A 24750-nucleotide genomic window follows, 5' to 3' on the forward strand; every position below is an offset into this window, starting at 1 on the left:
TTTTGTTGAGTTATTGCCGCCATCTGCCCGGTCAGGCCGCCTTCAGTCCCTGGCCTGACGCAGGGAGCGCGGGCGCATGTCGGTCCAGTGCTCGGCGATATAGTCCAGGCAGGCCTGACGCTCGCCCCGGGCCCCGACAGCCACCCAGCCGATGGCCATGTCCTTGCCCTGGGGCCAGATGGAGTACTGGCCCTGATGATTGATCACCACGTCGAACATTTCCGTTTCATTGTTCATGCTGCTCTCCAGAGAAATAACCCCGTGCGGCCGGAGCCGCCTCGATCAGGCAGCGGCTCAAGCCTTCTGCCAGGTGCCTGAATACCTGTCGTCCGGCATCGGCTTGCCGCTCACCGCTACCGGCGCGCACCAGCGCGCAGATCCGCGTGGCCCCGGCACAGATGCCGGCGTAGGCCTGGGCATCGTTGTCGGCATAGGCCGCGGCGGCGATTCGTGCGTAGGCCCGGCTGTTGGCATCGGCAAACGCGGCGGCGTTGGCATCGGTGCTGAGCTGGGCGTAGTAGTCCGCGTAGGCCTGGGCATCGCCGAAGTGCTCGGCGATCATTGCCGTATTGGCCGGCGCGCTGGCGTAGACCATGGCGATCTCATGGGCCCGGGCATAGCCGGTGGCATAGGGAAAGGCTCGCCGGTACAGCGCCGGCAATACCGGCTTGAGGGCCGCCAGCCACTCGCCCCGCCGGCCGTTGAGGCCCAGGGCCGCACGCCGATGCAATTGCCGCAGGACATTCAGCTGCGCCACGCTGGTGCCCTCGACGTCGGCCTCGAGCAACACCGGCAACACCGTCTCGGCCTGCCAGGCGTGCAACAGGCGAAACGGCGGCGGTTCGCCAAACCCGGCCAGGGCCGCCTGCAACTCGTTGCTCCAGCGCAGTGCCCAGTCCTTGGCCTGCCCGGCCAGCAGCACCGGTATCAACGCCTGCAGCCAGTCCGCGTTGCGCTCATGCCGCATGTTCGCCTCCCTGGCCGATCGTTTCGCCAATCAGCCGTGCCCAGTGACCGGCGACGATGCCGTAATGGTCGGTATCCAGCGCTTGCCAGTCGCACAGCCGCGGCAGCAGCGCCTGCCAGGCCGCCTTGAGCTGGTCGGCCGGCCAGGCGCGACCGACACCATAGGGGTTGGCCTGGGTGGCGACCAGCAACCGGGCCTGGGTGTTCGGCAGAACCGGTGGTGTGAAGGCGGCCATGCTCGCCATGTTGTGTTTGCAGCAGGCGGTGAGGCGTTGCAGGTAGCCGCGCATTTCCTCGGACAGCCCCTGCCCGCTCGCCTGGGGCCAGCGCTGGACGAACTCGCGTTGGAACACCTGCTCGATATGCCCCTCGTCCATCCCTGCCAGCTCGGCACCGGCATCCGGCGCCGGCGGGTCGATCAGGTACAGCAGCGGTTGTTCCAGGCCCATGGCTTGCGCCTGCGCGCACATGGCCTGGGCGACCCAGGCGCCGAACGACCAGCCCGCCAGCCGCCAGTGGCAGGACTGCCGAGGGAAACGGCTCTGCAGCGCCTCCAGGTAACGTGCGGCGCGCTGCTCGATCGCGATCGGCGGCAACTGCGGATGCTGCAGCAGCGGATCGGCGATCACGCAGACCCCCAGCGCCTCGGGCAAGGCCGCCGCCATCTCGCGATAGGCCTGGACATCGCCCCCCACCGGGTGCACCAGGCATAGCCAGTCGCGGCCGTTGCCACTGTTCCAGACATCCAGTTGCACCGCCTGGGCCCAATCGACGACAGCCGTCCTGGCGCCACTGCCCTCGATCAGCGTGAGAATTTCCCGCAGGCTGACCTTGTGGCTCAATTGCGACAGTTGCAGGCCGATGCCCAGCCGCGACTGCACCTCGTCGATCAGGTCGAGCAGGGTCAACGAGTCGGCGCCCAGTTCATACAGCGAGTCCTCGTCGTCCAGGGTGTCGACCCCCAGCCACTGGCACAGGCACTCGCCCAGATGTGCCGCCGGGTCCGGCCCGCGTTCGACGCAGAGGGCTGCGGCCTCGGACACCCGCGCAGTGTGCCGCCGCGGGTAGAACCCGCGCGACGCCTCGATCGCAGTGGTCGAGATCAGGCACTGCGGCAGTTGCAGGGCCAGCGCAAGGTCGAACACCTTTGCCCCCTCCTCGACGGACAAACCGACCGCCAGGTGGCGCTGGTGAGCCTCGTCACCGGCACTCACGGCGGTGGCCATGCCGCGTTCGCGCCAGATATCCCAGTTGATGCCCAGCCGTACGCAACGACTGGCCGCCTCCGGCTGGTAATGGGCAAAACCGTCCATGACCCCGCTGGCAGCGGCATAGTCCAGGTGCCCGGCACCGCCGAGCAGCGCCGACATCGACGAGCAGTACAGCACGAACCCCGGCGACAACCGTGTGATCAGCATTTCCACCGCCAGCATGCCGAGGGTCTTGGCGGCCATGGCGCTGTCCATCTGCCGGGCATCGCGATGGCGAATCAGGCTGCCGGCACCGATGCCCGCGGCGTGAATGACGCCGACCAGTTCGCCGTAACGCCGCGCCAACTGCTCGACGACACTCGGCCAGCGCGCCAGATCGGCAATATCGGCCTGCACGACCTCGACCCGATCGCCGTAGTCGCGCAGATTCTGCGGCCGCTCGCCGCGACGGGAAAGCACGATCACCCGCCGTCCCGGCGCCTGCAGCAGGTGCTCGCACAGGCTGCTGCCGATGCCGCCGTTACCCCCAGCACCAGGAAGGTGCCGGTTGCCGGCAACAAGGGCGAGGCCGGCAGGGACGCCGGTGCCGGGCTGGCAATCAGGCGTGGCTGCCACAGGTAGTCGCCGCGAATCGCCAGACGCCGTGGCAATGCCGCCGAGTCGCCCAGCAGTGCCGCCAGGCTGCCGGCCTGGTCCGCCCACTGCGAACCCGGCAGGTCCAGCCAGTGAACCCGCAGCGGATACTCCTGCGGCGCCACCTCACAGACCCCGGCCAGGGCGCCCAGCTCCGGACGCCGCACCTCGCCGTTGACTGCACAGGCCTGCCAGGACAGCAACCAGAGCCGCAGCTTCAGCGCCCCCGAGACCTCGCCCCAGGCCTGGAGCAAGGCGCTCGGCGTATCGAGGCAGGCCCATTGCGCAGCGGCCAGGCTCTGCTCGTTCACCGCGCCACCGACCGACAGCGGCAACGCGTGCAGCCAGTCCAACTCCTCCACCTGCGCCGCGATCAGTTCGGCCAACAGCGCCGTCAGTGCCTGGGAATCACCCGGATCCAGTTCGAAACGATCGGCAGCCAGGCGCCGCAGGCCGTTGCCGGCGCGGACCTGGACCACCCGTCGATAGACGTGGCCCAAGGCGTCCAGCAGGCCGCCGTCCAGTGCCTCGTTGGCACATACCACCAGGGTGCCGCGACGTTCGTGGGGGCTGCCGCTGCCCAATCGGCGCAGGCGTACCCATTGGCGTTGGTGGAACCAGTCCGGCAAGGCATTGCGAGTCGATTGCGCTGCGCTGTCGAGCGGCACCGCCGGCAACGCGGCCGCCGGCTGGAACCGGCACGGCTCGAGATCGAATGCCGACGGCGGCAGGTCCCATGGCGGAGGGGCCGAGCGCGTCGGCCAGGTGAGCCGCGTACCGTCGTACCAGGCCCGGAGGATGGCCTGCGGTTCTGCATCCCCGACCGACCAGGTGCGGGTCGACGGCGGCACTTCGCGGATCAGTGCCTCGTCCACCTGCCAGGTCTCCCCGGCCGCCAGGCACACGCCATAACGCCAGCGCTGCTGGCGGCGACCCGCTTGCAGGAAACGCAGCAGCGCCTCATGCCGCTGTGGGAACGCCTCCCGATAGGCCTTGATCGCCGCCATGTTGCGCAACAGTGCACTGCGGCTGTGGGCGCTGAGCAGCAGGCAGGCCGCGCCCGCTGCCGAAACCGGCTCGGGCGTGGGGCTGGCGGCGACGAGCGCATGGGCATTGGTGCCGCCGATGCCGAAGCTGCTCACCCCGGCCACGCGCCGGCGCCCTGGCGGCCAGGCGCGCGGTTGGGTCGGGATGTAGAACGGCGTGCCTTGCAGATCGATCTGCGGGTTGAGCCGATTGAAGCCCAGGTTCGCCGGCACCACCGCGTGATACACCGCCAGGGTCGCACGAATCAACCCGACCACCCCGGCCGCCGCCCCCAGGTGACCGATCTGGCTCTTCACCGAGGCCAGTGCGCAACTGTCCGCCGGGGCCGTGCCGAAGGCCTTGCCCAGCGCCGCCACCTCGATCGGATCCCCCAGCAGCGTGCCGGTGCCATGGGCCTCGACATAACCGATGTCGGCACCGCGCAGGCCAGCCTTGTCCAGCGCCTCGCGGATCACTGCGCTCTGGCCGGCCACCGACGGTGCGGTATAGCTCATCTTGGCATGGCCGTCGTTGTTCAGCGCCGAGGCTTCGATGACCCCGTAGATCCGGTCGCCATCGCGTTGTGCCCGGGCCAGCGGCTTGAGCACCACCACCCCGTAGCCACTGGCGCCGAGGGTACCGCTGGCATCATCGCTGAAAGGTCGGCACTGGCCGTCCCGGGAGAAGATGTGCTGCGGCCGGTAGCGGTAACCCTCGGTCAGCGTCGGGTCCACCAGCACCCCGGCGGCCAGCATCACATCGGCATCGCCCTGGCGCAGCAGCGCACAGGCCAGGTGCACGGCGATCAGCGAGCTGCCGCAGGCGGCCTGCACGCTCATGGCCGGCCCGCCGAGGTTCAGGTGATAGGCGGCCTTGGTCGCGAGGAAGTCCTTGTCGTGGTGCAAGGCCATCTGGAAGGTGTCCGGCAGCTCGCTGTCGCCGGCCTGGCGCAGCAGTTGCTGGAAATAGGTGGTTTCGCCGCAACTGGCGAGCAGTCCGATCCGCGGCCCGTCCGCCGACGGCACCAGTGCCGCGTGCTCCAGTGCCTGGACACAGGCCATCAGCAGGTGGCGTTGCTGCGGGTCCATCAGCCGTGCTTCCTGGCGGCTGATGCCGAAGTACTCGGGGTCGAAGTCGAACAACCCGGCCAGTTGGCTACGGGCGCCGACCAGCCCCTCTTCGGCCGCGAACAGCTCGATACCCGACTCGCCCGCCTGGACCATCGACCAGAACGCGCCCAGGTCGGGCGCACCGGCGACATTCACCGCCATGCCGATGATCGCCACCGGCGAATGGCTGTTGTCCCCACCGCGCAGTGGCTGCTGCGCCTCGACCGGTGTGCTGGCCAGATGGGCCGCCAGGCGACGGATGCTGACCTGCTCGAACAGATCGGCCATGCTCACCTTGAGGTCGCTTTCCTGGTTGTAGCGGGCGTGCAGGCGCATCAGCCCGAGGCTGGTCGCGCCGGCTTCGAAGAAGCTCTGGTCGAGCCCGATCGGCCGGCCGATCACCGCTTCGAACAGTTCGCGCAGACGCTGCTGCAACGGGTTGGCCGGTTCCGCGGATGCGTCTGCCGCCTCCCGTGGAAGCGGCTCCCCCAGGCCCTGGAGCGCCTTGCGGTCGACCTTGCCACTCGGCGTGCGGGGCCACTCCCCGACCTGCCAGTAGGCATCGATGCGCACCTGGGCCGGCAACTCGCGGGCCAGTCGCCGGTCCAGCGCCTGCGGTGCCGGCGGCGGCCCGTCGAGTTGCAGGTAGGCGTTCAGCTTCGCCGAGTCGGCGTCCAGGGTGACGACGGCGCCGCTCACCTCGGGCAGTTGCATCAGGGCGGCCTCGATCTGGCCAAGCTCCAGGCGATGGCCGCTCAGCTTGACCTGCTGATCGTCGCGCCCCAGGTAGTGCAGGCAGCCCTGGGCATCGACCCGGGCCAGATCGCCGGTGCGATAGAACAGCCGCGTGGCTCCGCTATCATCGGGCAGTTCGACGAAGCGGCTGGCATTGAGCGCCGCATCCCCCAGGTAGCAGCGGGCGACCATCGGCCCCGCCACCAGCAGGTAACCCGCCATGCCGGCGGGCAGCGGCCGGTCCTGTTCATCCACCAGCAGCAGACAGGCATTGTTCACCGCCCGGCCGATCGACGCGCGCAACGGCCAGTCCCGTGGTTCTGGCGCAAGACGCAGGGCGCAGACCACATGGGTCTCGGTCGGACCGTAATGATTGAACAGACTGGCCTGGGGCATGCCGGCGAACCATTCACGCAGGGTGTCGTTGCACAGCAGTTGTTCCCCCGCCGTCACCACCTCGCGCAATTGCGTCGGATAGATCCCCCGCCGCACGGCGGTTTCGGCCAGGTGCTGCAGGGCCACGCAGGGCATGAACAGCCGCTCGATGTCCGCCTTCAGCAGGTAATCCAGCAGCGCCGGAGCATCCTGGCGCCAGGCCGGGACGATCAGGTGATAGCAGCCGCCGCCGCACAGGGTGCTGAAAATCTCCTGGAACGACACATCGAACGACAGCATGGAGAACTGCAGGGTCCGCGCCCGTGGGGCCAGCTCACCCGCACCGCGCTGCCAGTGCAGCAGGTTGCACAGGGTCCGGTCCGTGACCTGGACGCCCTTGGGAATGCCGGTCGAGCCGGAGGTGAACAGCATGTACAGCGGCCGCTCGCCCTGGTGCGGCGTCCGGGAAAACGGCCGCGGCGGCGCATCGAGTGCCACCCGATGCCGCGCGATGGCGTGCTCGCCCAGGCGTTCGAGGGCGGCTTCGGTGGCGTCGCTGTACAGCAGGCCATGGGCGCGGCACTGGCTCATCACTTGACGCAGCACCGCCTGCGGATAGGCCGGATCGAGCGGCACGGCGGTGAGATTGAGCTTGGCCAGGGCCAGCAGGGCGACGATATGCTCCACCGAGGTATCGAGGAACAGCAGTACCGGGCCCGGTTCACCGTCCAACGCTGGCAGGCTCGCGCCATCGCCGAGAGTCGCCGCCAGGGTATCGGCCAGTTCGTTCAGGCGCCGGTAGCTCACCCGCCGCTCGCCGGCCACCAGGGCGGTGGCCTCCGGGGTACAGCGCACCTGATGTTCGAACCAGTCGGCCAGGGTGGCGAACGGCGGCTGTACCCGTTCGCCCAGGCTGGCCGGCGGCAGGCGGTGCCGGTAGGGTAGCAGCAGCCGGTCCAGCGGGCTGTCCGGAGCCTGCAGCAACAGATCCAGACCGGCGCGAAACAACTCGGCGGCCGCCTCGATACGTTGCAGGTCGAAAGGGTCGCACTGGTACTCCCACCAGGCCGCAAACCCGTCGGGGCTGTCCACCAGGGACAGGGTCAACGCGCACTTGGCCTGCACGGGACCGCTGAATTCGAGTTGGGCCCCCAGCCCGTCCAGCTTGCTGAAATCGGTGTTTTCCAGCACGAACATGAAGTCGAACAGCGCCTGCTGGCCCGACAGCCGCAGGTCCTCGACCACATCGGCCAGGGCCACGTCCTGCAACGCCAGGACCTGGCGAACCCGATCCGTCTGCGCGTGCAGCAGTGCCTCCAGCGACTGCCGGCCATCCAGTTCGGTCGGGATCAGCACGGTGTTGGCGAACATGCCCACGGCCTCCTCGAACTCCCCCAGCGGCCGGTTGGACACCGGGCTGGCGATGCGCGGATGTGACAGGCCGGTCAGCGCATGCAGGCTCCAGGCGAAGACGCTGAACAGCACCTCGAAACGGGTCAGGCGCTGCTGCGTGCAGAACTGCTCCAGAGCCCTGGATTGCGACGGCGCAAGCCTCTGCCGGAATTGTCGGGCCTGGGCGCCGCCATCGCGGCGCTGTGGGACCAGGGCCGGCGAAGCTGGCGGCTGTTCGCGGTAGAACTGCGCCAGGGCACGGCGCTGCTGGCGATAGTACGGCGCGACACTCCATTGCCCCTGCCACTGGCCGAATTCCAGCGGCGTCAGGCGAGCGGGCGGTTCAGGCAGGTGGCGCCCCTGCCGATTGGCCTGGTAGAGGGCCAGCAGGTCGTCGAACAACAGGTTCAGCGACCACCCATCGACCACGCAGTGATGCAGATGCAGCAACAGTCGGGCGCTACCGTCGGCGAACGGCAGCAGCCAGGACTGGAACAGCGTCGCCGTGCCCAGGTCGAACGGGGTGGCGAACACCAGTTCGGCAAAAGCCTGCCAGTTGTCTTCGGTAAATCGTCCGGGGGGCATGCGCAGGCAGCGCGTGCCCTGCTCGGCGACCCATTGATCGAGACCGTCCGGTCCGGATACGAAACGCGTGCGCAACGCGGCATGGCGCTCGACCAGTTGGTCCACGGCCGCACCCAACGCGTCCGGGTCGACCCCGACCGGCAGGCGCAGCACCAACGGCACGTTATAGGCCGTCGAGTCCGGCTCGCGCTGTTGCAGCAACCACAACCGACGTTGCTCGGCGGTGGCCGGCAGGCGCCAGGCGGCGCTCGGCAGCGGTGCCGGCGGGTATGCCGCCGCGGACACCTGCGGTGTCACCAGCCTGGCCGCCACTGCGGCGAAGTCCTCGCCCAGCAGTTGCGCCAGGTTCAACTCCACCTGCCATTGCCGGCGGATCGCCGAGCGCAGGCGCAAGGCCTTGAGCGAATCGCCGCCGCTGCCCAGCCAGTCATCCTGGGCGCCAAGCCATGGCTGGCCGAGCAAGCTCCGCACCTGAGCCAACAGCCAGGACAGTTCCGCGCCCTGCTCACTGGCGGCCGGCAGCTCGCCCGTCGGTGTGGCGCGCCAGGGTTGCCGGTCCTGTTCCAGCAACCGGGCGCGATCGACCTTGCCGTTGGCGGTCAGGGGCAGGCGGTCGAGCAGGAACAGATGGTGCGGGCGCATGTAGCCCGGCAACTGCGCCCGCAGGTAGGCGTCGAAGTCGGCCTGTTCCAGGGTGCCTCGCGGCACGATGAACGCCAGCAACTGGTGATCCTCGGCGGACTGGCGGCGCGTGCAGACATAGGCCTGGGCGACCCCGGGATGCTCGAGGAGGCGCTGCTCGACTTCACCCGGCTCGATCCGAAAACCGCGGATCTTGACCTGGCGGTCGGCCCGGCCGATGTACTCGACCAGGCCGGCCTCGTTCTCCCGGACCAGATCGCCAGTCCGGTAATGGCGCCTTGGCTGGCCAGCGTCGTCCGCCAGCATGAGAAAGCTGCGCGCGGTTTCCTCCGGACGGTGGCGGTAGCCACGGGCGAGCCCGCTGCCGCTCAGGTACAGCTCACCCACCGTGCCCGGCGTGACCGGGCGCTGCTGCTCATCGAGGATGCGCAGGCCGGTATCGGGCAAGGCACGTCCGATCGGCACCGAGGCACCCATGAAATCACGGGCAATCGGTTGGCACAGGGCGAAGGTGGTGCATTCGGTCGGGCCGTAGACGTTGAAGATCCGGCAGGCGCTGTCCGGGTTGGCCCGGTACCAGTCGCGCACCGCCACGGCGCTGATCTGTTCGCCGCCGATCAGGACCTGGCGCAGGCTGGCAAAACAACGCGGGTACTCCTGGGCCAGGGTGTTGAACAGCGACACAGTCATGAACAGGCTGTCGACCCGCTGCGTCTCCAGCACCTGTGCCAGTTGCCGGGCATCGAGCAGGTCGTCGTCGGCGATGATGACGCAGGCACCACCGTTGAGCAGTGGCGCCCAGAGTTCGAAGCTGATCGCGTCGAAGGCCGGGTTGGCCAGGCAGGCAAAGCGGTCGCCGGGGCGAATGTCGATGTAGCCATCCGGCTGCACCAGGCGCAACAGGCCACGCTCGCCGACTTCCACCGCCTTCGGTGTACCGGTCGAGCCCGAGGTATAGAACAGGAAGCTCACATCGGCCGGTTCGCCGGGCAGCGCCAACCGGCTCGGCGCCTGGTGTTCCAGCAGCGCCGTGACGTCGGCCTGCCACAGGTTGGCCAATGGTTCGGCGCTGGGTTCGTCCAGCAGCAGGCCGACGCAACCGCCGTCCTCCAGCATGCGGGCCTGGCGCGCCAATGGGCTGGCACGGTCCAGCGGTACCAGCACGGCGCCGACCTTGAGTGCGCCGAGGATTGCCGCCAGCCAGCGCCAGGAGCGCGGCATGCGCAACGCCAGGGATTGGCCGGGCAGTACGCCCCGCGCCAGCAACCCGTGGGCGATGCGTTCGCTGGCAGCGGCCAGTTCGTGGTAGTTCAGTTGCGTCTGCCGGTCGAGCACCGCGAGGGCCAGGGGCGTTGCCCGCACCTGTTCGGCAAAGCGTCCGAGCAGGGTCGGCGATGGGACCAGGGTAGTAGCTTGCTGAGCGTTGTCCATTACGCCTCCTGCGGCAAGGAATCGGCGGGCGCGGCGACATCGAAGCGCCGCAGTTCCTGTTCCAGGGCCCTGGCGACGCGGCGCAGCTCGACGGTCTCGAGCATGTCCCAGTGGCCGCCATTGACCAGTCGGGCGAGGTAACCGTCCCCGGCGCGACGCCGCCAGAAACCGCGCAGGCCACGCAGTTGTGCACGGCTGAAGCCCTCGCGGGCCTGGATCAGCACTACCCGCCCTGCCCTGGGGGCACAGACGTAGTCGGCCACGGCCATGCGGTTGTGGTTGTAGATATGGAAGTAACGTTCGACCTGGGCATCGTCGATGCCCGGATACATGCCGTTGAAACGCACCAGCTTGTCGCGGAACTCGGCCATGTCCACCGGTGCCATCTGCTGGCGGTAGGCGGCGTTGTCCGAGCCCTGGGTATCGAGCAGCACCACGGTGACCTGGCGGTACCCCGCTTCGGTCAGGCGCCGGGCCATCTCATAGGCCACCAGCCCACCGAACGACAGCCCGGTGAGAATCAGCGGCTGGGCCAGCATCGGTTCGATCAGTCGCAGATAGGCTATGGCCATCGCTTCGACCGTAGGCTCCGTGGGCTCGCCCGGGTTGATCCCCGGCGACTGCACGCCATACACCCCGACCGATTCGTCGAGGACCTTGGCCAGCGACAGGTAGCAGAACGCCGTGCCCCCCGCCGGATGAATACACACCACATTGCGCTGGCCGGCACCCGGCCGGAACTCGATCAGGTTGCCTTGCGCCGCGGCCGGCCCCGCTCCCGAGCGGATCCAGCCGCCCAGGGCCTCGATGGTCGGATGGCCGATCACCACGCGGATCGGCAGCTCGATGCCGAATACCTCGCGGACCTGATGGGCCATCTTGATCGCGGCGATCGAGGTGCCGCCGACATTGAAGAAGTTGTCGCGAATACCGATCTGCGGCGCCAGCAGCAGGCCTTTCCAGATCTGGTAGAGCGCCAGTTCGATGTGGTCGCGCGGGCTCGACAGGTTGACCTGGCGGTTGGCCAGGTCCTGGTCGGCCATGACCCGCAACGCGTCGCGGTCGATCTTGCCGTTGGCGGTCAGCGGCAGTTCTTCCAGCCACAGGTAGGCGCTGGGCAGGACCTGCGCCGGCACGGTCAGCGCCAGATGCTCGTGCACCGCTGTCTCCTCGGGCCGGGCCTGCGCCATGAAGCTGCAGCAGGCCACCAGGCGCTGGTGCTGTGCGCCGTCGCCGACCATCAGCACCACGGCGCGGCGCACGCCGGCGAAGGCCTCCAGGCGCGCCTCGATCTCGCCAAGTTCCACCCGCACGCCGCGCAGCTTGACCTGGAAGTCGTTGCGGCCAAGGAACTCCAGCTGGCCGTCGGCGCGGTAGCGCGCCAGGTCGCCGCTGCGGTACAAACGCTCACCGGGCACGAACGGGCTGTCGATGAAACGCTCGGCCGTCAGCGCCGCCAGGCCCAGGTAGCCACGGGCCACGCCGACACCACCGATATGCAGGTGGCCGCTGACGCCGACCGGCACCGGCGCATCATGCTCGTCGAGCACATACAGGCGGTTGCCGGCAATCGGCCGGCCGATCGGCAACTGTCGCTCTGGCACGTCGGCACCGGGCTGCAGGGTCCAGATGCTGTTGATCACCGTGGTTTCGGTGGGGCCGTAGACGTTGTGCAGGCGCGCAGCGGGCAATACCTGCCGGAAGCGCCGGGCAATCGCCGGAGTCAGTTCGCCGCCACCGCAGAAGACGTTGCGCAGGTCCCGGCACTGCCCCAGCTCGTCGACGTCGAGGAACAGTTGCAGCATGGCCGGTACGAAGACCAGCGCGGACACCCGCTGCTCGCGTACGGTGCGGACCAGATAGTCCGGTTCCAGATGGCCACCAGGCCGGGCCAGCACCAGGCGTCCGCCCATGGCCAGGGGCCAGAGCAGTTCCCAGGCCGAGGCGTCGAAGCCGAACGGAATCTTCTGCAGCATGCTCGCCTGCCGGCCGTCGCCACAGACCTGCTGGCACCACAGCAACAGGTTGCTCAGCCCGCGATGGGCAACCATTGCGCCCTTGGGCAACCCGGTGGTGCCGGAGGTATAGATCACATAGGCCAGGTGCTCGGGGGTCAGGCCGATGACCTGCGGATCGGGATTGTCCACCGCCTGCCCAGCCCATTGCCCCGCGTCCGTGTCGAGATCCAGCACCGGCACCTCGTGGTGCGCCATGCCCTGGGCCTCGCGCAGCAACGGGCGGGTCGCCCTATGGACCAGGGCGACACGGGGTCCGCTGTCGGCCAGCATATGGCCCAGGCGCCCGACCGGATAGGTCGGGTCCAGCGGCACGTAGGCGCCGCCGGCCTTGAGCACCGCGAGGATCGCCACCGGCAGTTCCAGCGAGCGCTCCAGGCACACCGCCACCCGCACGTCCGGGCCGACACCAAGGCTGCGCAGGTGATGGGCCAGGCGATTGGCGCGACGGTTGAGTTCGGCGTAGCTCAGTGATTCGCCCTCGAACACCACGGCGCAATCGTCCGCTGCCGCCGCCGCCCGCGCCTCGATCAGCTGTTGCACGCAGCCCGGCTCCCGGGCCAGCGGCGCACTGCGGTTCCAGTCGACGACGATCTGCTCGCGCTCGGCCCCGGTCAACAGGTGCAAGGTACCGATCGGCTGCTTGGCGTCCGCGGCGACCTGTTCGAGCAGTTGCCGGTAGTGGCCGCTCAGCCGCTCCACGGTGCCCGCATCGAACAGGTCGGTGTTGTATTCGACCACCAGTTGCAGGCCCTGGGTCTGTTCCACCAGCTCGAAGGCCAGGTCGAACTTGGCGGTGGCACTGCTGGTACCGTAGGACGCCAGGCTCAGCCCGGGCATGTCCACGGCCGCGCCGGGGGTGTTCTGCAACACCAGCATCACCTGGAACAGCGGCGAATAGGACGTATCGCGCTCGGGATTGACCGCCTCCACCACCCGCTCGAACGGCACGTCCTGGTGTGCGTGGACTTCCAGCATGCGGGCGCGAACTTCGCGCAGCAGCTCGGCGAAGGTCCATTGCGGTTGCAAGCGGTTGCGGATCACCAGGGTATTGACGAAATGGCCGATCAGCGGCTCGATCTCGGCCTGCCCGCGGTTGGCGAATGGGGTACCGATGCACACGTCCTGCTGGCCGCTGTGGCGCCACAGCAGCACCGCCAGTGCCGCCAGCAACACGTTGAACAGCGAACCCTGGGTCTGCCGCGCGAGGTCCTGCAGTTCCCGCAGGGTACGGCTGTCGAGACAGCTGGTGACGGTGGCACCGGCATAACGCTGCACCCGTGGCCGTGGCCGATCGGTGGGCAGCGTCAACAACGGTGGTGCGTCGGCCAGCGTCCGGCGCCAGTAGTCGAGCTGCTCCTGCAGGGCCGCGCCGCCCAGCCGCTGCTGTTGCCAGCAGGCATAGTCGGCGTACTGCACCGGCAGCGCCGCCAGGCTCGATGGCTGGCCCCTGAGGTAGTCACCATAGAGGGTCACCACTTCACGCAGGACGATGCCATCGACCAGCCATCGGCGATGATGTGGTGCACGTTGTACAGCCACAGGTGTTCGTCGTCCGCCAGGCGCAGCAACGAGGTGCGCAACAGCGGGCCATTGGCCAGGTCGAACGCAGCCCGGGCTTCCTCGGCCACCCGTGCCTGTGCCAGCGACTCGCGTTCGGCGGCCGGCAGCTGGCTCAGGTCGGTGACCGCCAGTGCCAGCGGACGGTACTCGTGAATCACCTGGCACGGCTCGCCGTCGTGATCGTCGAAGGTCGTGCGCAGGACTTCGTGGCGGCGTACCAGTTCGTTCAGTGCCCGCTCCAGCACGCTGACGTTCAGGCGCCCCTTGAGCACCAGGGCATTGGGGATGTTGTAGAACGGATTGCCCGGCTCCAACTGGTCGAGAAACCACAACTGCCGCTGGGAGAACGACAGCGGCAACGGTGCCGTGCCGACTGCGCGCGGGCGCAGGCCGTCATTGACCGTCAACCGGCCGAGCAATGCCTGCTTGTGCCGCTTGAGTGCCTGCAGCAGGTCTTCGGTGAGAAAACCCTTGGGTGCCTTGCAACGCAATTTGTCGCCATCGGCTTCCAGCACCACACCGTGACGGTCGAAAAAGGCCAGCAACTGTTCGGCATTCATAGCTCAATTTCCTCCATGTCGCTGTCGTCATCCGTGTGCGTGCGGTTGAACGCCTCCACCTCGACGCTGCGCTGCTCGCCTTCGGCCCGCAGGCCGCCCACCATCGAATAAATCAACTGATGACTCGGCCCCAGGTCGAACAGCGCCGGCAGTGCCTGTTCGTCGATCGAGCCCATGCCGCACAGTCCCAGGCCGTGACTGGCGGCGGTCATGGTCAGCAGTTGGGTCATGGCGCCGGCCTCGATATGGCAGAAGTCCCGGCTGCGCCCGCCATAGAGCGGACGGATCGCCGCCATGTCGGCGATGAGGAACAGCGAAAACGCGGCGTTCTCATAGACCGGGCGGTTGACGAAGTAGTCGTAGGTGTCGGGGTCGAGCCGGGATTGCTCGCCGATGGCCAGCAACTGGTGGCGTACCGGGTCGTAGTAGAAGGCCCCACCGGGCACGCCTTCGACCCGCTGCGGCTTGATGTACAGGTAGGCCTGCAGCGGATAGAGACCGCCGGCCGAGGGGAACTGGTATTTCACCTCGCCCTCCAGTTGCCCGCGCGACAGACCGGCCAGCCAGTGGGCGAATGCCAGGGTTGCAATCGGCTGCTGGTCGTAGCGACGCACCGAACGATAGTCGCGCAGACGCTGGGCGAAGCCGGCCTCCGTCGGAAGCGCCAGGGCCACCGCCGGCAACGGCCGGGCGAAACGTCGCCGCCCGCGTTCGTCGGCCTTGAACTGCTGGCGCAGTTGCGGGTCCTCGATCACCGCCTCCGCTTGTAGCGCTGGCGGTTGTGGCACACGGCCGGCGGGGAGCGGGGTCTCCCGGTGGCGACGGTACAGTTCCAGCAGGTTGGCCAGGGTCGGCTGGGCCAGCAGTTGCGCCAGGTGCGGACGGAACTGCAGTTCGGCGGCCAGGGCGTTGCTGATCCGCACGATATCGATGGACGTGGCGCCCAGGCTGAGCAGATTGGCGTTGCCGGCAATCGTCTCGCGCTTGAGCAGTTGCCGGACGATCTCCACCAGACGTTGTTCCTCGGGCCCTTCAGCAACCAGCAAGGGTCCCGCGTCCGCCTCCTCCTGCGGCTGCGGCAGGCGGTTCTTGTCGACCTTGCCATTGGCCGAGAGTGGCCAGGTTTCAAGGAACGTGAATGACGTCGGCACCATGTAGGCCGGCAGCTTGTCCACCAGATACAGGGCGAAATCCGCGGACTGCAACTGTGCATCGCTCTTGATCACGTAGGCTGCCAGGCGTTTTTCACCCAGTTGCTCACCGAGAATCCGTACCACCGCGCTCTGCACGCCGGGGTGACGGTTGAGCACGGCTTCGATCTCGCCCAGCTCGATGCGGTAGCCCTGGACCTTGACCTGGTTGTCTTCGCGCCCGAGGAATTCGATGTTGCCGTCCGGCAGCAGGCGGCCCAGGTCGCCGGTGCGATACAGCCGGGCACCGGTCGCCGGGTGGGCGAAGAAACTCGCGGCGCTCTGTTTCTCGTCGCGCCAGTAGCCCTTCGCCAGGCCGATGCCGCCGATATACAGCTGGCCAGGCACCCAGGTCGGCCGCGGTTGCAGCGCCTCGTCGAGGACATGGAAGCTCTGCTGGTCCAGGGCCTTGCCGTAGGGAATGCTGCGCCAGTCGGGATCGACCTGGCCGATCGGGTAGCAGATCGACCAGATCGAGGCTTCGGTCGCGCCGCCGAGGCTGATCACTTCGATCGCCGGCTGCAGCGCCCGCGCCCGGTCCGGCAGGTTCAGCGCGATCCAGTCGCCGGAGAGCATCGCCAGGCGCAGGCAGGTCGGCAACTGGCCGCCCTGCTGCTCGACGGACTCCAGCAGCAGCCCGAACAACGCCGGCACCGAGTTCCACAGGCTGACGCGATGCCGCTCGATCAGCTCACGCCAGTGCCGCGGGTCGAGGGCCAGGCGCGGTTCGAGCAGCACCACTGCCGCACCGACCGCCAGGGTGCCGAAGAAGTCGTACACCGACAGGTCGAAGCTCAGCGACGAGATCGCCAGCACCCGGTCCTGCGGGCTGACGGCGAAGCGCCGGTTGATGTCCAGCAGGGTGTTCACCGCGCCGCGGTGGTCGATCACCACGCCCTTGGGCACGCCGGTCGAACCGGAGGTGTAGATGACGTAGGCCAGGTCTGCGGGGTTCTGCTCGACCGCCTGCAACGCCGACTCGCCCATGTCCATGGTTTCGCTCAGGGTGATGATCTCCACCCGCGACGACCAGTCGCTGTCCGCCTTCAGGCCGGGTTGCGCAAGCAGCAGGCGCGCTTCGGCGCGCTCCAGGATATGCCGTACCCGTTGTGCCGGCAGCGCCGGATCGAGCGGCAGGTAGGCACCGCCGGCATACAGGATCGCCAGGGTCGCCACCAGTTGTTCCCAGCCGCGCTCCATCATCACCGCGACCAGTTGGTTGGGCCGCACGCCCAGGGTCTGCAAGTGGGCGCCGAGCCGACGGGCCTCGTGGCGCAACTGCCCGTAGCTCAGTTGCCGGCCCGGCGCGATCAGCGCCGGGGCATCCGGCGTCGCCTGCGCCTGGCGCTCGAACAGCTCATGCATCAGCGGCGATGCCTGCGGATACGCCGGCGCTGGCGGCAGGCCGGCCTGGGGCAGCAGCCCGGGCGTGCTGGCGGCCCAGGCCGCGGGTTCGAGCAAGCGGTCGAGGATGCCGTTGTAGGCGACGAACATCGCTTCGACCAGGCCTTGCGGGAACAGCTCGTCGATGCTGTCCCAGTTGAACAGCAGGCGCCCTTCCAGCTCCAGCAGGGTATGGTCGATCCACACCTGGGGGGTCTGGGTGATGCTGTGCACGTTCTGCGCCTGCAGCGCATCGGCCAGGTTGTACTCGGCCTGTTGGGTGGCCGCCTCGGACAGGGTGCTGTTGAACACGATGGGAATCGCCGTCTGCTGGGCCCCACGGGCCTGGGACAGCTCGCGCAGCACACGCACGCCGCTGACCACCGCATGGTCGATGTCCTGCCACAGTTGCTGCTGGATCGCCCGGGCCTTGTCGGTAAAGCCGAGGTTGCCGTCGATGGCGACTTCGAGCAGCACCAGCGAGGTGAAGTCGCCGATGATCGAGTCCACCTCCGGGTGCAGCGGCAGGCGGTTGAACAGCGGCAGGCTGAGGGTGAAGCGCGGCTGACGGCTCCACAGCGCAAGCACTTCGCAGAAGGCCGTGAGCAGCACCACTGAAGGGGTCACGCCGAATTGTCTGGCCAGTTCCTTGATCCGGCTCCAGTGCTCGACCGACAACTGCCGGTCGCGCCGAGTGAAGTGCGGTGCGGCAATGCTCTGCGGCTGACACACCAGCGGCAGGTCCGGCGCCGGTGCCAGGCGGGTGACCCGTTCGCGCCAGTAGGCCAGGGCCCGTTCGTAGCGCACGCCGCTGCGCAACCGATGTTCGGCCAGCACGTAGTCGCGGAAACTCAGGCCCGGCACCGGCAACGTCCGTTGCGGTTCCAGGTAGAAGCCCATCAGTTCGCGGGCGAGGATCTGGCTGCTGGCGGCATCGACGATCAACGCATCGAGACTGATGTGCAGGTGGCTGATGCCATCGTCGAGCAGGGTCAGGCTGAACTCGAACAGCGGCCAGTGGCTGGCGTCCAGCACCTGGTGGGACAGGCGCTGGCGGTTGTGGTCCAGGGCCTGTTGCGCGGCTTCGCGGTCCAGGCCGCGCAGATCGAGCTGCGGCATGCGATAGCTCGGCACCTGGGCCAGCACCTGCTGGGTGCCGTCGCTGAGGAAAACCGCGCGCAGCATGTCGTGGCGCTCGATCATCCGGTTCAGCGCACGCTCGAAGCGCGGGATGTCGAAATCGCGGATGCGCAGTTCCTCATAGCCGTGGGCACTGACGCCACCGAGGCTGACCGTGGATTCGCGGCCGAACCAGTAGGCCTGCTGGATATCGGTCAGGGGGAACGGCTCATGGCGGTTGGCCAGGTCCGGCTCGATCACCGCGAAGGCCGGTTCACTCTGGATCTGCTCGTCACGGCTGGCGCGAATCGCGGCCATCAGCTCGCCCGGGGTCGGGGTCTTGAACAGGCTGCTCAGGGACAGTTGTGCGGCCATGCGCCGGTTGATCGCATAGACCAGGCGCGTGGCCAACAGCGAATGACCGCCCAGTTCGAAGAAGTTGTCCTGCATCCCGACCCGTTCGCAGCGCAGCACCTCGCCCCAGATGTCGGTCAACTGGATCTCGTCGGCATCCCGGGGCGCCACGTAGGCGCTGCCGGACACCCGCTCCGGCGCCGGCAACGCACGGCGGTCGAGCTTGCCGTTGCGCGTCAGCGGCAGATTCGCCAGGGACACCCAGGCACTGGGGATCATATGTTCCGGCACCTGGCGGCGCAGGGCTTCGCGCAGCGTCTCGGCCGACGCCGGGCCAACGATGTAGGCCACCAGCTGTTTGTCCCCCGGGGCATCCTCGCGCAGCAGCACGGCCGCTTCCAGTACGCCCGGCTGTTGCTGCAGCAGGCTGTCGATTTCCCCCAGTTCGACACGGAAACCCCGCAGCTTGACCTGCTGATCGATGCGTCCCAGGTACTGCAGGTTGCCGTCGGCCAGCCAGCGCACCTGGTCGCCGCTGCGGTACATGCGGGCCCCCGGCTCGCGGCTGAACGGATCGGGCAGGAAACGCTCGGCGGTCAATTCCGGCTGGTTCAGGTAACCGCGCGCCAGGCAGGCGCCGGCGATGTACAACTCGCCGACAACGCCGGGCGGCACCGGGTTCAGCGCCTCGTCGAGCACATACAGCCGGGCATTGTTGATCGGCCGGCCGATCGGCGGCGCCTCGGGCCAGTCGGCGGCTTCGGCGCAGGCCAGGCTGAACTGGCTGACCACGTGGGTTTCGGTCGGCCCGTACTGGTTGTACAGGTATGCGCCGCCCAGCCCCTGGACGAAGCGGCGCAGTTCGTCGTTGACCCGCAGGGCCTCGCCAGCGGTCACGAGGTCACAGCCGCCGGTTGGCCCGGGTGTGTCGTCGTCGCTCAGGCCGGCGACCTGCTGCAGCACTGCGAACGGCAGGAACGCCCGCTGCACGCCACTGGCCACCAGGGTCGGGCGCAGCGTGGCGAGATCCTTGCGCCCCGCCTCGTCCATCAGCACCAGGCAGCCGCCCTGGCACAGGGTGCTGAAGACTTCCTGGAACGACACGTCGAAGTTCAGCGAGGCGAACTGCAGCACCCGCCGTGGCGCCGGGGCCGGGCCGGCGGCGTCGAGCAGTTGCCAGTCGATCAGGTTGTCCAGCGCCCGGTGGGTATGCGCGACGCCCTTGGGGCGACCACTGGAACCTGAGGTGTAGAGCACATAGGCCAGGTTGTCCGGCCCGATCGCCACGCCGGGATTGTCGGTGGATTGCCCGACCCAGCGCGCTTGGTCGCTATCCAGGCAGTACAGGGGGCGTTCGCTCGCCGTGGCCGGCAGTGTTTCCCTCAGGCTCGAGTGGGTCAGCAGCAGGCTCGGCGCCGCGTCAGCGAACATGTAGGCCAGGCGCTCGGCCGGATAGGCCGGGTCGAACGGCACATAGGCGGCCCCGGCCTTGAGGATCGCCAGCAGGCCGATGACCATCTGTGGCGAGCGCTCCAGGCTCAGGCCGACACGGTCCTCGGGACCGACGCCCTGCCCGCGCAGGAAATGTGCCAGACGGTTGGCGGCCGCATTCAGCTCGGTGTAGCTGTAGCGTTGTTCTGCATGGACCAGCGCCTCGGCCTGTGGCGTGCGTTGCACCTGGGCTTCGAAACGGGCAAGGAAGCCGCCTTGCGGAACGCGATCGGTGTGACTACGGCTCCACTCGTCGAGCAGTTGCCGACGCTGCCCGGGGGTCAGCAGGTCGAGGCTGGCGACCGGCTGCTCGCTATCGGCGGCCATCTGCATCAAGACCCGGCGCAGGTACTCGCCGAAACCGGCGACCGTCTGCGCCTCGAACAGCCCCGAGGCATATTCCAGGCCACCGACGATCTGCCCGTCACGTTCACTGAGGGCCAGTTGCAGGTCGAACTTGGCGACGTGCTGGCGGCTTGCCAGCGGCTCGACAGCAAGGCCCGGCAGGGCCGGTTCACCCTGCTGCCCCTGTTCCCAGGCGAACAGCACCTGGAACAGCGGACTGTAGGCCAGGCTGCGCGGCGGGTTGAGCAGCTCCACCACCTGCTCGAACGGCAGGTCCTGGTGCTCCTGGGCCTGCAGCGCGACCTGACGGGTGTGCTGCAACCACTGGCTGACGCTGGGGTTGCCGGTCACCTTCAGGCGCAGGGCCAGGGTGTTGACGAAGAAACCGATCAGCGCCTCCAGTTCGCTGCTCGGGCGGTTGGCCGACGGCACGCCGATCACCACGTCGGCCTGCGCCGACAGCCGCGACAGCACCAGCGCCCAGCCGGCAAGCAGGGTCATGAACAGCGTCGTGCCCTGGCGCCTGCTCAGGTCCTTGAGGCGCCGGGTCAGCGCCTCGTCGAGCACCAGCGGCACCACACCGCCGCGATAGTCCTGTACCGCCGGACGCTTGTGGTCCAGCGGCAGTTCCAGCAGCAACGGCGCCTCGGCCAGGGTTTCGCGCCAATAGCGGCCCTGGCGTTCCAGTACCTCTGCGGTCAGCCACTGGCGTTGCCAGGCCGAATAATCGACATATTGCAGCGGCAGCGGCGGCAGCGGATCGTCGCGATCCTCCAGCGCTGCGGCATACAACTGGCTGAGCTCGCGGGTCAGCACGCCCATCGACCAGCCATCGGAGACGATGTGGTGCAGGGTCAGCAACAGCAGGTGCTGGTCCTCGGCCAGACGGACCAGCCCGGCCCGGATCAGCGGCCCCTGCTCCAGGTCGAAGGCTCGTGCGCCTTCGGCCTCCACCAGACCGTCGAGGTCGGCAGTGGCCTCCAGCCGTTCGAGCTTCAGGCCCTGCCCTGGCGCGGCGATGACCTGCCAGGGCTCGCCCTCGACACTGATGAAGCGGGTGCGCAGGGCTTCATGCCGCGCCACCAGCTGATTGAGGCTGCGCTCCAGCGCCGGCACCTGCAACGGGCCGCGCAATTTCAGGTTCAGCGGCATATGGTAGGCCGCGCTGCCACCCTCCATCTGGGCGAGGAACCACAGGCGCTGCTGGGCAAACGACAACGTTTGCGCGACGCCCCTTTCGATCCGCGTGATGGGCGCCCGGACCGCCTCCCGGGCGCTTTCCAGGCTGCGGGCGAACTGTTTCAGCTGGGGGCTGGCGAACAGCGCCGAGGCCGCGACTTCGCGCTCGAGCTGGCGGCGAATCCGCGCGATCACCTGCATCACCAGCAGCGAATGCCCGCCGAGGGCGAAGAAACTGTCGTCGCGCCCTACCCGCTCGATCCCCAGCACTTCACTCCAGATGCGCGCCAGGCCGGTTTCCAGCTCGCCCTGCGGGGCAACGTAGTGACGCGGGTCGAAAGCGGCGGCATCGGGTGCCGGCAAGGCGCCACGGTCGAGCTTGCCGTTGGCGGTCAGCGGCAAGCTGTCCAGGCGCACGAAGGCAGCGGGCAGCATGTAGTCCGGCAGGCTCAGGGCCAACTGCTCGCGCAGGGCGCCGGGGCTGGTGCTCCCGCCTCGCTTTCGACGTAGTAGGCGACCAGCCTGGGCTGCTCGGCGTCGTTGCGCAACAGCACCACGCCGTCGCGCACCCCGGCCACATCGAGCAGGCGCGCCTCGATCTCGCCCAACTCCAGGCGCAGGCCGCGCAGCTTGGCCTGGGAGTCGTTACGGCCGAGGAACTCCAGTTGACCGTCGGCGCGGTAGCGTGCCAGGTCGCCGGTACGGTACAGGCGATCGCCGGCCACGAACGGGTTGTCGATGAAGCGCTCGGCCGTCAGTTGCGGCTGGTTCAGGTAGCCGCGGGCCACACCGACGCCGCCGATGTGCAGCTCGCCGGCAACGCCGGTCGGCACCGGTGTGCCGAGGGCGTCCAGCAGGTAGATACGGGTGTTGGCCAGCGGCCGGCCGATGGGCAGGCCGGCGTCGGCCGCCGGTCGGGCCGGCAGTTCGAAGCAGGTGCTGTCGATGCTGGCTTCGGTCACGCCATAGGCATGGACGATTCGGACCGCCTCGCCGCACCGCTGGCGCAACTGGCGGGCACTGTGGGCGCTCCAGGTGTCCGAGCCGCAGACCACGGTGTCGAGGAACGCCAGTTCATGGCCGCTTTCCTCGGCCCAGGCCAGCAGCGGGTTGAGCACCGCCGGGACGAAGTCGGCGAAGTCGATCCGCGCATCCCGCAGCAGGCGGTAGAGAGCCGGTGGGTCCATCAGGGTCTGGCGCGGACACAGCACCAGCTCACCGCCGAAACACAGGGCGCGGATCAGGTCGGCACTGAACACGTCGAAAGAAAACCCGGCCATCTGCAGGTGGCGCAGGCCCGGACGCAGGGCGTACAGCTGTTCCCAGGCGGCGCTGAGCGCCAGCAGGCCACGGTGTTCGACCATCACGCCCTTGGGCTGGCCGGTGGAACCCGAGGTGTAGATGACATAGGCCAGGTGGCGTGGCGTCAGGCCCGATGCCTGGGGTGCGAGGTCCTGCGGCGGGTGCGAGGCCCAGCGTTGCGCATCCTGTTGCAGATCGAGCAACAGCGGTTGCTCTGGCAGGCCTTCGAGGGCCGCGAGCAGCGCCGGCCGGGCCGGACCATGGCTCAATAGCACCGAAGGCGCACTGTCGACCAACATGTGGCGCAGCCGCGCCGGCGGATAGCCGGGGTCCAGCGGCACGTAAGCCCCGCCGGCCTTGAGCACCGCGAGGACGGCCAGCGGCATGTCCAGGGTGCGCTCCAGGCACAGCCCGACCCGGTCGTCCGGTCCGACGCCAAGGGCGCGCAGCTCATGGGCCAGGCGATTGGCCCGGGTATTGAGTTCGCCATACGTCAGGCTGTCGTCGCCACAGCGCACGGCAATGGCCTGGGGATCGCGGCTTGCCTGGGCTTCGAACAGCTCATGCAGGCAACGCCGGGCGTCGAAAGCCTGCTCACGGCCATTCCAGTCCCGTACCAGACGGTCACGCTCCACGGCACTGAGCAGGGGCAACGCCGTGACCGGCTGCAGCGGCTGCGCGACCATGCCTTCGAGCACCTGGCGCAGATGGCCGGCAAACCGCGCGACCGTGGCCGCGTCGAACAGGGCCGTGGCGTACTCCAGGCCGCCGCCGATGCGCCCGTCCTGCTCGGCCAGCACCAGGGTCAGGTCGAACTTGGCCGCCTGGTGGCGGCTGCGTAGCGGCTGGCTGTCCAGGCCGCCCAGTCGCAGCGTGCCCGGCTCGGTGTTTTCCCAGGCGAACATCACCTGGAACAGGGGGCTGTAGGCCTGGCTGCGCGGCGGGTTGAGCCGTTCCACCACCTGTTCGAATGGCAGCTCCTGGTGTTCCTGGGCGCCCAGCGCCACGGCGCGGGCCTGTTCCAGCAACTGCGCGGTGGTCGGCGCACCGGCCAGGGACAGGCGCAGAACCAGGGTGTTGACGAAAAAGCCGATCAGCCCTTCGGTTTCCCGACGGTTACGGTTGGCCACCGGGGTGCCGATCAGGATGTCGTCCTGGCCCGACAGGCGTGCCAGGACCACCGCCCAGGCGGCCAGCAGGGTCATGAACAGCGTGGTGCCATGGCGCAGGCTCAGGGCCTTGAGTTGCTGGCTAAGGTTTTCATCCAGCAGCAGCGGTTCGAAACCGCCCTCGTAGCGCTGCAGGGCCGGCCGTGGACGGTCGCCGGGCAGTTCCAGCAGGGCCGGAGCGCCGGCCAGGGTGTCGCGCCAGTAGTCGTGGTGGCCGGCCTGGCTCTGCTCCGCCAGCCAGCCGTGCTGCCATTGGGCGTAGTCGGCGTATTGCAACGACAGCGCCGGCAATGGATCGTCCAGTCCCTGGCGAAAGGCCTCGTACAGCTCGCCCAGTTCACGGGTCAGCACCGCCATCGACCAGCCGTCGCAGATGATGTGGTGCAGGGTCAGCAGCAGGACATGTTCCTGCTCGCCGAGAATCAGCAGGCGCCCGCGAAACAGCGGCCCCTTGTGCAGATCGAAAGCGGCCTCCGCCTCCTCGTCCGCCAGCAACGCCACCTGCGGCTCGGGTTCAGGCTGTGCGGCCAGATCGTGGACCTGCCAGGAGAACCCGCAGTCGGCCGCGGCGATCAGTTGGACCACCTCGTCCCCCTCGGCGGCAAAGGTGGTGCGCAACGCCTCGTGGCGCGCCACCAGGCGGTCCAGCGCCTGTTTCAGCGCCGAGCGGTCGAGCGCCCCGTGCAGGCGCAGCCCGAACGGTACGTGATAGGCGTCGCCGCCCCCGGCCAACTGGGCGAGGAACCACAGCCGACGCTGCGCGAAGGAGGCCCGCGGTGCCGTGTCGCCCCGCTCTGCCGGCGTGATTTTCGACCGTTTGTGCAAGGCGGCGAACTGCGCCGGCGTCATATCACGCAACGAGGTTTTGTCGAACATGAGAGGCTTCCATCCATGACTGCATTGTTTTTGTAGGGTTCAGGGGCGTGATTGGCCCCGCACGCCGCGACCCGGCCTTATGGGCCGGGACGTTCTCAG

The 24750-nt window shown here is 68.4% G+C and carries 2 protein-coding genes and 3 pseudogenes; all 5 read right to left on the reverse strand.

The annotated features are described in order from the left end of the window. Positions 1-42 precede the first annotated feature (42 nt). Positions 43-237 carry an MbtH family protein gene (locus ACZ5KU_RS15255; protein ID WP_054059243.1) on the reverse strand — a complete coding sequence of 65 codons (195 nt, stop codon included), beginning with the start codon at positions 235-237 and terminating at the stop codon, positions 43-45. Further along, positions 227-967, reverse strand: a complete 741-nt coding sequence (locus tag ACZ5KU_RS15260) for a hypothetical protein (protein WP_054063303.1) — start codon at positions 965-967, stop codon at positions 227-229. The genes ACZ5KU_RS15255 and ACZ5KU_RS15260 overlap by 11 nt, the downstream gene beginning before the upstream one ends. After that, positions 957-10105 (reverse strand): annotated as a pseudogene (locus ACZ5KU_RS15265) (hybrid non-ribosomal peptide synthetase/type I polyketide synthase). Before ACZ5KU_RS15265 ends, ACZ5KU_RS15260 begins: the two are co-directional and overlap by 11 nt. After that, positions 10105-14243: pseudogene (locus tag ACZ5KU_RS15270) on the reverse strand (non-ribosomal peptide synthetase). Before ACZ5KU_RS15270 ends, ACZ5KU_RS15265 begins: the two co-directional pseudogenes overlap by 1 nt. Beyond that, positions 14240-24651 (reverse strand): annotated as a pseudogene (locus tag ACZ5KU_RS15275) (non-ribosomal peptide synthetase). Before ACZ5KU_RS15275 ends, ACZ5KU_RS15270 begins: the two co-directional pseudogenes overlap by 4 nt. Positions 24652-24750 lie beyond the last annotated feature (99 nt).

It is taken from the genome of Pseudomonas sp. Tof1 (genome assembly GCF_055390395.1).